Origin of the sequence: Nonomuraea sp. NPDC049028 (assembly GCF_043197735.1) — a bacterium.
GTDB lineage: Bacteria > Actinomycetota > Actinomycetes > Streptosporangiales > Streptosporangiaceae > Nonomuraea.
In genome coordinates this window covers 190,837-202,812 of sequence record NZ_JBICTR010000013.1, presented here as the reverse complement: position 1 = coordinate 202,812, position 11,976 = coordinate 190,837, and the positions used below count along the sequence as shown (strand labels likewise).

Annotated in this window: 11 protein-coding genes; 3 read left to right on the top strand and 8 right to left on the bottom strand. The window is 70.2% G+C overall.

The genetic code is table 11. The annotated features are described in order from the left end of the window. Window positions 1–45 precede the first annotated feature (45 nt). Window positions 46–696: a TetR/AcrR family transcriptional regulator gene (locus ACGFJ2_RS44315; protein WP_393478817.1), complete on the top strand. Its 651-nt coding sequence runs from the start codon at window positions 46–48 to the stop codon at window positions 694–696. Window position 697: 1 nt separating this feature from the next. Here ACGFJ2_RS44315 and ACGFJ2_RS44310 read toward each other — a convergent pair whose 3' ends face one another. The 7 genes from ACGFJ2_RS44310 to ACGFJ2_RS44280 all read right to left on the bottom strand — a co-directional run bounded on the left by ACGFJ2_RS44310 (window position 698) and on the right by ACGFJ2_RS44280 (window position 10,021). Further along, on the bottom strand, window positions 698–3,274 hold the full coding sequence (locus tag ACGFJ2_RS44310; protein ID WP_393478815.1) for a DUF4118 domain-containing protein: 2,577 nt from the start codon (window positions 3,272–3,274) through the stop codon (window positions 698–700). Further along, window positions 3,271–4,107: a potassium-transporting ATPase subunit C gene (locus ACGFJ2_RS44305; protein ID WP_393478812.1), complete on the bottom strand. Its 837-nt coding sequence runs from the start codon at window positions 4,105–4,107 to the stop codon at window positions 3,271–3,273. Before ACGFJ2_RS44305 ends, ACGFJ2_RS44310 begins: the two co-directional genes overlap by 4 nt. Further along, window positions 4,108–6,222, bottom strand: coding sequence for a potassium-transporting ATPase subunit KdpB (gene kdpB, locus ACGFJ2_RS44300; RefSeq protein WP_393478810.1), 2,115 nt, complete (start codon window positions 6,220–6,222; stop codon window positions 4,108–4,110). It abuts the gene before it with no gap. After that, window positions 6,223–7,872 (bottom strand): potassium-transporting ATPase subunit KdpA, encoded by a 1,650-nt coding sequence (gene kdpA, locus ACGFJ2_RS44295; RefSeq protein ID WP_393478807.1) that lies wholly within the window; start codon window positions 7,870–7,872, stop codon window positions 6,223–6,225. Then, window positions 7,872–7,961 (bottom strand): K(+)-transporting ATPase subunit F, encoded by a 90-nt coding sequence (gene kdpF / locus ACGFJ2_RS44290; RefSeq protein WP_357953972.1) that lies wholly within the window; start codon window positions 7,959–7,961, stop codon window positions 7,872–7,874. The genes kdpA and kdpF overlap by 1 nt, the downstream gene beginning before the upstream one ends. A 235-nt stretch (window positions 7,962–8,196) precedes the next feature. Beyond that, on the bottom strand, window positions 8,197–8,664 hold the full coding sequence (locus ACGFJ2_RS44285) for a cupin domain-containing protein (protein WP_357953974.1): 468 nt from the start codon (window positions 8,662–8,664) through the stop codon (window positions 8,197–8,199). Between the two features lie 136 nt (window positions 8,665–8,800). After that, entirely contained in the window at window positions 8,801–10,021 is a 1,221-nt protein-coding gene (locus tag ACGFJ2_RS44280; RefSeq protein WP_358184405.1) for an NAD(P)/FAD-dependent oxidoreductase, read from the bottom strand. 56 nt (window positions 10,022–10,077) lie between these two features. Between ACGFJ2_RS44280 and ACGFJ2_RS44275 the strand changes: the two genes are divergently transcribed. Both ACGFJ2_RS44275 and ACGFJ2_RS44270 read left to right on the top strand, forming a co-directional pair. Then, window positions 10,078–10,620 (top strand): TetR/AcrR family transcriptional regulator C-terminal domain-containing protein, encoded by a 543-nt coding sequence (locus tag ACGFJ2_RS44275; protein WP_393478802.1) that lies wholly within the window; start codon window positions 10,078–10,080, stop codon window positions 10,618–10,620. Window positions 10,621–10,793: 173 nt separating this feature from the next. Continuing rightward, complete coding sequence (locus tag ACGFJ2_RS44270; RefSeq protein ID WP_357953980.1) at window positions 10,794–11,264, top strand: VOC family protein; 471 nt, start codon at window positions 10,794–10,796, stop codon at window positions 11,262–11,264. Between the two features lie 36 nt (window positions 11,265–11,300). Here the strand turns inward: ACGFJ2_RS44270 and ACGFJ2_RS44265 are convergent, their stop codons facing one another. Then, window positions 11,301–11,966 (bottom strand): M15 family metallopeptidase, encoded by a 666-nt coding sequence (locus tag ACGFJ2_RS44265; protein WP_393478799.1) that lies wholly within the window; start codon window positions 11,964–11,966, stop codon window positions 11,301–11,303. Between the last annotated feature and the right edge of the window lie 10 nt (window positions 11,967–11,976).

Here is an 11,976-nt window from a genome sequence, read left to right as displayed (position 1 = left end):
TAATCAGGCGATTAAACTGTACGATGAGGACGCGGGATTCTGTCAATGGGGGTGCGGGTGGCCGAGAAGCAACAGCAGGGTGCGGAGACCCGAGACCGGCTCATCGACGCCGCGGCCGAGACGATCCGGAGCCAGGGATACGCCGGCACCAGCGCGCGAGCCATCGCCAAGGCGGCGGAGGTCAACTCGGCGCTGGTCTTCTACCATTTCGGCGGCGTCGACGCGCTGCTGCTCGCCGCGCTGGACCGCTCGTCAGAACAACGCATGGCCACCTACCGGCAGGCCGTGGAGCAGGCCAAGAACCTCGAGGAACTCGTCGAGACCGCGAGCGCCATCTACCGGGCCGACCTCGAAGGCGGCCACATCACACTGTTCTCCGAAATGGTCGGCGCGAGCATCGCCCGGCCCGAACTCCGCGCGGAGATCACCGCGCGCTCCGAGCCCTGGATCGACTTCATCGAGCAAGCCCTGGAGCGGGTCATCGGCGGGTCGCCCCTGGCCAGACTGCTGCCGCCGCGTGATCTCGCGTACGCGGCGATCACGTTCTACCTGGGCGTCAACCTCTTCACCCACCTCGACGCCGACCGCACCCGCACCGAGGCCATGTTCAACCTCGCCGAACGGGTCGCGCCCCGCGCGCGGCTGCTCACCATGCGCCTGCCCGGCCGTCGTGGCAGTGACAAGCCCAAAAAATAGCTCACGTCGAGATGGGCAAGGTGAGGGTCATGGTGAGCCCTCCCCCGGGGGTCTCCTCGGGTACGAGGGTGCCGCCCATGGCCTCGGTCAGCCCTCGGGAGAGCGCGAGACCGAGGCCGACACCGGAGTGATTGTCGCGGTCGCCGAGCCGCTGGAACGGCAGGAACACCCGCTCGTGCGCCTCCGCCGGGAGGCCGGGGCCGCGGTCGACGACGCGGATCTCCACGTGCTCGCCGTACGAGCTCGCGGTGATCACCACCTGCTGATCCGATGGGCTGTGGCGGACGGCGTTGGACATGAGGTTGACCAGCACGCGTTCCAGCAGTACCGGATCGGCGACCACCTCGGGCAGGTCGATCGAGATGTCGCCGTCGACGCGGTCGTGCAGCGGCCCGAGATCGTCGACCGCGCGCGGCACGACCTCTTCGAGCGCCACCGGTTGCAGGGTGAGGCCGAGCACGCCGGCCTGCAGGCGGCTCATGTCCAGCAGGTTCACCACCAGGGCGTCGAGCTTGGCCAGCGACTCGTCTGCAGTGGCGAGCAGTTCGGCGCGGTCGGCTTCGGACCAGGCGATCTCGGTGTTGCGCAGGCTCTCGACGGCCGCCTTGGCCGAGGCGAGCGGGGTGCGCAGGTCGTGACTGACGGCGGCGAGCAGGGCGGTACGCATCTTGTCGGCCTCGGCCAGCGGCCTGGCCCGCGCCGCCGCCTCCTCCAGCCGCTGCTGCCGCAGCGCGACGGCCGTCTCGGCGGCGAACGCCTCGACCACGCCGCGGTCGGCGGCGTCGAGCAGCCGGCCGCGCATGGTCAGGACCAGGGCCTCGTCGATGACCACATCGGTGTCGGCGTCCGACGGGCTGGCGCACGGCGTCCCGCCGGAGGTGGCGACGATGCGCCAGGCCGCCGGCCGGAATCGGTCGTCGGGCCCCGGCTCACGCAGCGTGTCGTCCAGACCCGGCTCACGTAGCGTGTCATCCGAACCCGGCTCGCCGACGTGCTCCAGCAGCGTGACCGATGTCAACCCGAACGTCTCACGTAGCCTGGCCAGCAGCGACGGCACGGCGGCCTCTCCCCGCAGGACGTGCCCGGCCAGCGTGGCGAGCACCTCGGCGTCCGCCCGGGCGCGGGCCGCCTCTCTGGTACGGCGGGCCGCGAGGTCCACGATCGTGCTGACCGCGACCGCCACCAGCACGAAGACGACCAGCGCGAAGAAGTTCTCCGGGTCGGCGATCGTGAACGCGCCGAGCGGCGGCGTGAAGAACCAGTTCAGCAGCAGCGATCCGCCGACGGCCGCCGTGACGGCCGGCCACATGCCGCCGACCAGCGCGGCACCGACGGTCATGACCAGGAAGAACAGGATCTCGCTCGGCAGGCTCAGATCCTCACGGAACACGCTCAGGATCGCCGACAACACCGGCATCCCGGCCACCGCCATGGCCCACCCGCTCAGCCGCCGCTCGCGGGTGAGCGCGGCCCGCGAGCGGGCCGGGCGGCGGCCCTTCCTGGCCTCCTCGTGGGTGATCATGTGGACGTCAATCGAGCCGGACCGTGCCGTCGTCTCCATCCCCACGCCCCGCGACAGGATCTGCGCGAACCGGCCCCGCCGCGACGCGCCGAGCACGAGCTGGGTGGCGTTGACCCCCCGGGCGAACTCCAGCAGCGCGCCAGGGATGTCGTCGCCGACGACCTGGTGGTAGCTGCCGCCCATGCTCTCCACCAGCGACCTCTGACGGGCCAGGTGGGCCGGGTCGCCGCCGGCCAGGCCGTCGGAGCTCGTCACGTGGACGGCCAGCAGGTCGGCTCCCGTGGTGCGGGCGGCGATGCGGGCCGCCCGCCGTACCAGCGCGTCGCCTTCGGGGCCGCCCGTCAGCGCGACCACCACGCGTTCGCGCGCCTCCCAGGTGGTGGCGATGCCGTGGTCGGCGCGGTAGCGGTCGAGCTGGTCGTCCACCCTGCCCGCCACCCAGAGCAGGGCCAGCTCGCGCAGCGCGGTCAGGTTGCCCACTCTGAAGTAGTTGGACATGGCGGCGTTGACCTTCTCCGGGCCGTAGACGTTGCCGTGGGCCATGCGCCGGCGCAGCGCCTCGGGCGACATGTCGACCAGCTCGACCTGGTCGGCCCGCCGTACCACCTCGTCCGGCACGGTCTCGCGCTGCGGGACGCCGGTGATCTGCTGGACGACGTCGTTGAGCGACTCCAGGTGCTGGATGTTGACCGTGGAGATGACGTCGATGCCCGCGTCCAGGATGTCGTCGATGTCCTGCCAGCGCTTGGCGTTGCGCGAGCCGGGCACGTTGGTGTGGGCCAGCTCGTCGATCAGCGCCACCTTCGGCGCGCGGTCGATGACCGCCGCCACGTCCAGCTCGGTGAAGGTGGCGCCCCGGTAGACGAGCGTCCTGCGCGGGACCATCTCCAGGCCGTCGAGCAGGGCGGCGGTACGGGGGCGGTCGTGGGTTTCGACGAGGCCCACGACCACGTCCCTGCCGCGTTCCAGCGCCCGGCGGCCCTCGCACAGCATCGCGTACGTCTTGCCGACCCCGGGGGCCGCCCCGAGATAGACCCGCAGGTGTCCCCGGCTCATGGCCCGTCGAGCGCCAGATTGAGCTCCAGGACGTTCACCGCGGGCTCGCCCATGAAGCCGAGCGCCCGGCCGGTGGTGTGCTCCTCGATGAGCCGCTCGACCTCGGCCTGGGCCATCCCGCGCGCCCTGGCCACGCGCGGCGCCTGGAGCTGGGCGTAGGCGGGCGAGATGTGCGGATCGAGCCCGGAGCCGCTGGCCGTCACCGCGTCCGCGGGCACCCGCACCGCGCCCGCGCCACCGCGGATCGGTACGGTCCGGCCCGCCGCGTAGTCCGCACCCGGTGTCGCGCACTCCACCTTGACCCCCTGGTAAGAGGCCACGAAGGGGACAGCCGGGCAGACCTGGTTGACGCTGACGGCCCGGCCGGGGAAGACCTTCAGCACCGCGCCTACCCCGTCCGGCGTGCAGTACGGCCGGGCCCCGCTGACGCCCTCCAGCTCCCCGATCGCCTTGGAGCGGGCGCAGACCTGGGTGAGCAGCGACTGCCTGCCCTTCTGCGAGCCGTTGGGCGGGACGTCCACGATGTCCTCAGGACCCAGGTTGCTCGCGCTCGTCGAGGTCGGGTCGTAGCCGTCGCCGGCCGCCGACGGGCGGGACTGGAAGTACTTCCCGACCGGCTTGCCGTCCGGGCCGGTGAAGCTCTGGCCGATGAGCGCGCTGCCGACGATCCGGCCGTCCCGCTCGATCATCGAGCCGTTGGCCTGGCCGTTGAACAGCGTCTGGGCCACTCCGGCGGCCACCAGCGGATAGAGGACGCCGGTCACCAGGGTCAGCACGAGCAGCGCGCGCAGCGCCGCCACATGCCGTCGGATCCAGCTGGGCAGTCGTTCCATTTACGCCATCCCCGGGAGGAACTGGATGAACAGGTCGATGATCTTGATGCCGACGAACGGCGCGACGATGCCGCCCAGGCCGTACCGGTAGAGGTTGCGGGACAGCAGCTTGGCCGCGCTGGACGGCTTGTACCGCACGCCGCGCAGCGACAGCGGGATCAGCGCGATGATCACCAGGGCGTTGAAGACGACCGCCGACAGGATGGCCGACTGCGGGCTGGCCAGGCGCATGATGTTCAGCGCGTCCAGGCCCGGGTAGACCGCCGCGAACATCGCGGGGATGATCGCGAAATACTTGGCGACGTCGTTGGCGATCGAGAACGTCGTCAGCGCGCCTCGCGTGATGAGCAGCTGCTTGCCGATCTCCACGATCTCGATGAGTTTGGTGGGGTTGGAGTCGAGATCGACCATGTTGCCGGCCTCCTTGGCGGCGGACGTGCCGGTGTTCATGGCCACGCCGACGTCGGCCTGGGCGAGCGCGGGGGCGTCGTTGGTGCCGTCCCCGGTCATCGCGACCAGGCGGCCGCCCTCCTGCTCCTTCCTGATCAGCGCCAGCTTGTCCTCGGGGGTGGCCTCGGCCAGGAAGTCGTCCACCCCGGCCTCGTCGGCGATGGCCTTGGCGGTCAGCGGGTTGTCACCGGTGATCATCACGGTCCGGATGCCCATCAGCCGCATCTCGTCGAAGCGCTCCCGCATGCCCTGCTTGACCACGTCCTTGAGCCGGATCACCCCGAGCACCCGGCCCTTCTCGGCGACGACCAGCGGGGTGCCGCCGGAGCCGGAGATGCCGTCCACGATGTGGCCGATCCCCTCGGTGGGGTGGCCGCCGTGGTCGCGTACCCACTTCATCACCGCGGTCGCGGCGCCCTTGCGGACCTCGCGCCCGCCCAGGTTCACCCCGGACATGCGGGTCTGGGCGGTGAAATGCACCCATTCGGCGCCGTGGATCTCCCGCTCGCGCAGGCCGTACCGCTGCTTGGCGAACACCACGATCGAGCGGCCCTCGGGCGTCTCGTCGGCCAGGCTGGACAGCTGCGCCGCCTCGGCGAGCTCCTGTTCGGTGACGCCCGCGACCGGGACGAACTCCGACGCCTGCCGGTTGCCCAGCGTGATCGTGCCCGTCTTGTCCAGCAGCAGCGTGGAGACGTCGCCGGCGGCCTCGACCGCGCGCCCGCTCATGGCCAGGACGTTGCGCTGGACGAGGCGGTCCATCCCGGCGATGCCGATCGCCGACAGCAGCGCGCCGATCGTGGTGGGGATGAGGCAGACGATCAGCGAGACCAGCACGATCCCCGACACGCCGTCCTTGGTGAGCGCGATCGAGTCGGGCACCCCCGGGTTGATCGACATGGAGTAGATCGCCAGCGGCTGCATGGTGGCGGTGGCGACCAGGAAGATGATCGTCAGGGCGGCCAGCAGGATGTTGAGCGCGATCTCGTTCGGCGTCTTCTGCCGGTTCGCGCCCTCGACCAGGGCGATCATACGGTCGATGAAGCTCTCGCCGGGCTTCTGGGTGATCTGGACGATGATCCGGTCCGACAGCACCTTGGTGCCGCCCGTGACCGCCGACCGGTCGCCGCCCGACTCGCGGATGACCGGCGCGGACTCGCCGGTGATGGCCGACTCGTCCACCGAGGCGATGCCCTCGACCACGTCGCCGTCGCCCGGGATGATCTCCCCGGCCTCGACGACCACGAAGTCGCCCTGCCTCAGCTCGGGCGCGCCGACCGGCTCCCATTCGGCCGACGTACGGCTCTTCAGCCGTCTGGCCCGGGTGTCGGTCTTGGCCTTGCGCAGCGTGGCGGCCTGCGCCTTGCCCCGGCCCTCGGCCACCGCCTCGGCCAGGTTCGCGAAGAGCACCGTCAGCCAGAGCCACACCACGATGGCCCAGGCGAACAGCGACGGCCGCAGGACCGCGAGAACCGTGGTGAAGGCCGCGCCGACCTCCACGATGAACATGACCGGATTGCGCCACAGGGTGGCCGGGTTCAGCTTCTTCAGCGCGTCCGGCAGCGAGCGGACCATCTGCCGCGGATCGAGCAGACCGCCGCCGGGCCGACCGTTCTTGCGCGCTTCGGGGGTACGGCCCGGCGCGTCCAGCACTGGGGCAGGCATCTACGAGAGTCCTTCCGCGAGCGGCCCGAGCGCGAGCGCCGGGAGGAAAGTCAGGGCCACCAGGATGATCGTCACGCCGACGACCATGCCGACGAACTGCGGCCGGTCGGTGGGCAGCGTCCCCGCCGAGGCCGGCACCGGCGCCTGCCCGGCCAGCGACCCGGCCAGCGCCAGGACCAGCACGATGGGCAGGAAGCGGCCGAAGGCCATGCACAGGCCGAGCGTGGTGTTGAAGAACGGCGTGTTCACGCTGACCCCCGCGAACGCCGAGCCGTTGTTGTTCGACGCGCTGGTGTAGGCGTAGAGGATCTCCGACAGCCCGTGCGGCCCGCCGTTCAGCATCGCCGCGCGGCCGTCCTCCGTGGCCATCGCCACGGCCGTGCCCGCGAGCACCAGCACCGGGGTGACCAGGAAGTACATCGAGGCCAGCTTGATCTCCCTGGCGCCGATCTTCTTGCCCAGGTATTCGGGCGTGCGGCCGACCATCAGCCCGGCCACGAACACGGTGAGCACGGCCAGGATGAGGATTCCGTACAGGCCCGCGCCCACGCCGCCCGGCGCCACCTCGCCGAGCAGCATGTTGAAGATCAGCATGCCGCCGCCGATGGCCGTGTAGGAGTCGTGGAAGGAGTCGATCGAGCCCGTCGAGGTCAGCGTCGTGGCCGTGGCGAACACGCCGGAGTTCGACACGCCGAACCTGGCCTCCCTGCCCTCCATGGCCTGACCGATCGCCTGCGGCACCGTGCCGCTCGCCGACAGCTCGGCCACGTTGGTCACGACGAGGCTGACGATCGCGATGATCGCCATGACCGAGACGATCGTGTACCCCTGCCGGTTATTGCCGACCATGCGGCCGAAGGTGCGCGGCAGGCTGAACGCGATCACCAGGAGCAGGAAGATGGTCAGCCAGTTGGTCCAGCTCGTCGGGTTCTCGAACGGGTGGGCCGAGTTGACGTTGAAGATGCCGCCGCCGTTGGTGCCCAGGTTCTTGATGGCCTCCTGGGTGGCCGCGGCCGCCGGGGTGAACGTCTGCTCGCCGCCGGTCAGCGTGGTCCAGGTGAAGTGGCCGCCGAACGTCTGGATGGCGCCTCCGGCGACCAGCACCAGCGCCGCGGCGAACGCGATGGGCAGCAGGATGCGTACCGTGCCGCGTACCAGGTCGACCCAGAAGTTGCCCAGCGTCTCACTCTTCGCGCGGGCGAACCCGCGCACCAGCGCGACGGCCACCGCCATGCCGACGGCGGCGGACACGAAGTTCTGTACGGCCAGTCCGGCGGTCTGCACCAGGTGGCCCATGGTGGCCTCACCCGAGTACGCCTGCCAGTTGGTGTTGGTGGCGAAGCTGACGGCGGTGTTCCAGGCGAGGGCCGGTTCGACCGGCTTCATGCCCAGGCTCAGGAACAGGTGGTCCTGCAGGCGCTGCAGGCCGTACAGGAACAGGATCGAGACCACCGAGAAGGCCAGCACGGCGCGCGCGTAGATCCCCCAGCGCTGCTCGGCATCGGGCTGGACACCGAGCAGCCGGTAGATCACTCGCTCGACCGCGCTGTGCCGGGTCCCGGTGTAGACCCGGTACATGTAGTCGCCCAGCGGCCGGTAACAGACGGCCAGGGCGAGCACGAGGGAGGCGATGAACAGCGGAGCGGCCATCAGAATCGCTCCGGGAACAGCAGGGCCGCGACCATGAAGACCACCAGGCCGGCGACCACGACGAGACCGGCGGCGTTGACCGCGTTCACAGGCGCTCCACCGCCTTGACGACGAACCCGATGATCACGAAGACCGCGATCGACAGGGCGACGAAGATGACGTCGGCCATCCCACTCCTCAAATCCGGAACTGCTCTCGACCATCAGGACAGATGGTCACCAGGCCAGCGAATCCCGAGATTCGGGCGATTCTTCGTTTCTTGACGCCTTCCATACGCGCCGGAGCCCGGCGTTGACGAGATTCCTACGCCTGCGCCCAGTCGGGTCAGTCCGGCAGTCTCATCTCCAGTCCGTAGCGCAGCCCGACCTGCGTCACGGCCTTGAGGCTCGGCAGCGGATGGTCCGCCGGTGGGGCCTGCCGGGTCGGCGCCAGCTCCCCGATCTCGGTGAAGAACCCTTCGATGCCGCCGGGTGCGTAGGCCACGAGAATGCGCGCGTCCGTAAGGGGTTCGAAGCGCTCCCACGTCCTGTCGGGGATGTAGAAGAACGAACCCGGGCCGCCTTCCACCACCTCGTCGTCGATGTAGAGGCGGACCGTCCCCTCCAGGATGTAGAGCATCTCCGTTCCCGGATGCGTGTGCGGCGGGGGGCCCATTCCGGCCGGGACGGTCATCTCTATGACCGTCACGCCGCCACCCGTCTCGTCGCTCGCGGCCTTGACCTCGTAGAGACCGCCGAGCACCCAGAACGCGTCGCCTTCCCCAGGCTTGCGCGCGATCACATTGTCCGCCATGTCGTCCCCCTCCGCTCCGTAATCACCACCTGACCAGGAGTGATCCGGACAGGTCAATCGAACCCCGGACAAGAGTCTCCAGAAGCAGGTAAACAAGACCGCCAGCCCACGTCTCCTGGGGCCGTGGGGGGACGGATCAGCGGGTCTCCTGTGGCCCTGGGGGGACGAATCTCTTCAGCGCCTCCTTGCCGACCCGCACCGCCGCGTTCCCGCGTTCGAGCAGGTCGTCCTGGTACTCCCCCAGCGCCGAGATCAGGTCCCGCTCGCCTCGGTGGACCTCGGCCAGCCGGGCGCTCAGCCGTACGGCGTCCTGCATGGCGGTGTTCGCGCCGTTCCCGCCGCTGGCCAGTGTCAGGTGCGCGGAGTCACCGAGCAGCGTGACCCGGCCCACCGGCCAGGGCGGCATCGGCCGGTCATAGATCTTGGACCGGCCGACGGCGCTCATGTCGGCGGAGCGCACCAGATCCCGCAGGTCGGGATGCCAGCCCTCGAGGAGCTCCAGCACCAGCTCGCGCGCGTCCTCCCCGGCGGACCCCGGATCGGTGGCCGCCGGGTGCTCCGGCGGCACCAGCAGCACCCACCGTACGTAGCTGTCCCGGTGCGGCATCTCCAGCCCGGGGACGAGCTCGGCGGCGGCAGCGGACGGCTCCCTGTCGAACTGCATCCGGCCCAGCATCAGCGTGATTCCGGGACCCTTCACCATGGTGCCGCGCCCCGGCACCAGCCGCAGGAAGCGGTCGGTGATCGTGGTGCGTCCCATCGCGCCGCACAGGTCCGCGTCGACCAGGCCGACCTCGGGCACCAGGTGGCGCCGCACCACGGAGTTGCCGCCGTCGGCGCCGACCAGCACCGCGCCCGTGGCCTCCGTACCGTCGGCGAAACGCGCGGTCACACTCCCGCCCGCCCTCTCCGCGACACCCGTCAGCCGCTTACCGTGCGTGACCCGGTCGCCCAGGTCGCCGAGCAGGATCCGCCGCAATACCTGCCGGTCCACCGCCCTGCTCCCCTCCACCGGCCCCTCCAGGTCGCGGCTGAGGACCGTTAACTGCTCGTCGAACAGCAGCCCCGGCCCGGTCAGGCCCCCGCTGGTGGCCTCGACCAGCTCGTACAGCCGCTGCGGCAGGCTTGCCCGTAGCGCGGTCAGCCCCGGCTCCGCCAGCCCGATCCGGTACCCCTGAAACCGCTCGCCGCTGCCGTCATCCGCCTCGTACACGCGCACGTCGAGGCCCGCTCGGACGAGCGCGTGGGCGAGCGTCAGCCCGCCGAGCCCCGCCCCGATCACCAGCACGCGTCCCACGCCCTGCTCGGTCATGACACCCTCCGTCTCCGACGCCGTTCCGACGTGAACGACGTTCACGTGTACATTGTTCACGTACGGAGAGCCGCATTGTCAACCACGTCTTGGAGGATTCGATGAGTGAGCGACGCGCCCAGGTGCTTCAGGCGGCGATCGAGCTGCTCGACGAGGTCGGCCTGGACGGTCTCACCATGCGGCTCCTGGCGAGCCGGCTCGGCGTGCGGGCAGGCGCGCTGTACCGGCATTACCCGAGTAAGCAGGCCCTGCTGGACGCCATGGTCGCGCACCTGGTCGTCCCGCCGGGCGAGGCCGTGCCGCCGCTCGACGGCCCCTGGGACGAGCGGCTGCGCCTCCTCGCGATCGGTACGCGGGAGCTCATGCTGGCCCACCGCGACGGGGCGCGCCTCATGTCCACCTTCCAGAACCCGGGCAGCGAGGCCGTCGCCTTCTACCACGACCTCATCGCCACCCTGACCGCCGCGGGCGTCCCCGCCGACACGGCCGCCGCGGCCGTGGACACCGTCATGGCCTACGTCAACGGCTACACGACCGAGGAACAGGCCCGCTCGATCGCCACCCAGCCCAGAGACTTCCGCGACCGCACCTTCCGCGCCGGCCTCGAACTGATCATCGCCGGAACCAAGGCATCCCTGCCCTGAGCTGCCCCTGGAGCCGCCTGGAGCCGTCCTGGAGCTGCGACGACACGATCGCTCGACACCGGGGAAAAAATCTCGCTCCGCCGTGTCGAATCGCCGTCGACGTGTTCGACGCGTTAGTGACAGGACAGCCCGGGACTCACCGTTCCGGACTCCCGTACTCGGAGGAGCGCATCATGCAGAAGATCACCACGTTCCTGTGGTTCGACAACCAGGCCGAAGAGGCGGCGGCTTTCTACACCTCGCTGTTCGAGGACTCGCGGATCCTGGAGGTCCAGCGCTACGGCGACGCCGGCCCGGGTCCGGCGGGGACGGCCATGACGGTGTCGTTCGAGCTGGCGGGCCAGCGGTTCGTCGCGCTGAACGGCGGCCCGGAGTTCACCTTCACCGAGGCGATCTCGCTGTACGTCGACTGCGCCTCGCAGGAGGAGGTCGACGAGCTGTGGGCCAAGCTCACCGAGGGTGGCGAGGAATCGCAGTGCGGCTGGCTGAAGGACCGGTGGGGCCTGTCCTGGCAGATCGTCCCCAAGGTACTGCCCGAGCTGCTGAGCAACCCCGACCCGGCCAAGGCGCAGCGGGTCATGAAGGCGATGCTGGGCATGCGGAAGATCGACATCAACGCTCTGGAAGAGGCCGCCCGCCTCTGAGCGGCTGTCCGATGACGGCGCCGCGGTCCTGAACGATCAACCTGCTGGGAGTGGCCAGTCGATCAGGGCGTGCAGGGCCGCGGGAGCGCCGGTGCACAGTGCCCAATAGCGGTCGCCGTACGACCAGTGCCACCACTCCGTCGGGTAGTTCACGAAGCCGGCTTCGCTCAGGACGCCACCGAGGATGCCACGGTTCGAGCGAGCCCGAGCGGAAATGTTGTGCGCTGCCGTGTAGCAGCCGTCATTGCTCTCCTCGGGGCTCGCGTTCACCTCCGTCCCCATGTCCAGCTCCTTGCCGGATTCGGTGCACAGGGTGAGGTCGACGGCCGCGCCGCAAACATGCGGGCCGATGTGGGGCGGGGCCAGGGAACGGCTGGCCTGCACGTAGACGTGTTCCTCAGGCCAGTCCGGGTTGGCCTCGGCGAGCTTGGCCGCGTACGACGAGAAATACCGCTCCTGCAGCGCGGGCGGCCGGTACGCCTCCACGATGAGCAGCCGCAGACCGTCGGGAAGGCCCGCCTGAGCACGCAGGAGGCGTTCGACATGCCCCCGGCGGACGTGGGCGTACGCGCCGTCGGGGTCGGCCTGCCGCTCGTCCACCAGCAGGCCGGGTACGGTTCGCAGGTCCACCAGCGGCTCGCCGCGATCCTCCACCCGGATCTCGGCGACCCGTGAATCCGACATGAGCACGATGTCCGGCACGACGTTCTCC

Excerpts from the sequence above, each read along its gene's own strand:
- ACGFJ2_RS44315 (WP_393478817.1), top strand. The coding sequence starts at position 46 with ATGGGGGTGCGGGTGGCCGAGAAGCAACAGCAGGGTGCGGAGACCCGA.
- ACGFJ2_RS44310 (WP_393478815.1), bottom strand. The coding sequence starts at position 3,274 with ATGAGCCGGGGACACCTGCGGGTCTATCTCGGGGCGGCCCCCGGGGTC.
- ACGFJ2_RS44305 (WP_393478812.1), bottom strand. The coding sequence starts at position 4,107 with ATGGAACGACTGCCCAGCTGGATCCGACGGCATGTGGCGGCGCTGCGC.
- kdpB (WP_393478810.1), bottom strand. The coding sequence starts at position 6,222 with ATGCCTGCCCCAGTGCTGGACGCGCCGGGCCGTACCCCCGAAGCGCGC.
- kdpA (WP_393478807.1), bottom strand. The coding sequence starts at position 7,872 with ATGGCCGCTCCGCTGTTCATCGCCTCCCTCGTGCTCGCCCTGGCCGTC.
- ACGFJ2_RS44285 (WP_357953974.1), bottom strand. The coding sequence starts at position 8,664 with ATGGCGGACAATGTGATCGCGCGCAAGCCTGGGGAAGGCGACGCGTTC.
- ACGFJ2_RS44275 (WP_393478802.1), top strand. The coding sequence starts at position 10,078 with ATGAGTGAGCGACGCGCCCAGGTGCTTCAGGCGGCGATCGAGCTGCTC.
- ACGFJ2_RS44270 (WP_357953980.1), top strand. The coding sequence starts at position 10,794 with ATGCAGAAGATCACCACGTTCCTGTGGTTCGACAACCAGGCCGAAGAG.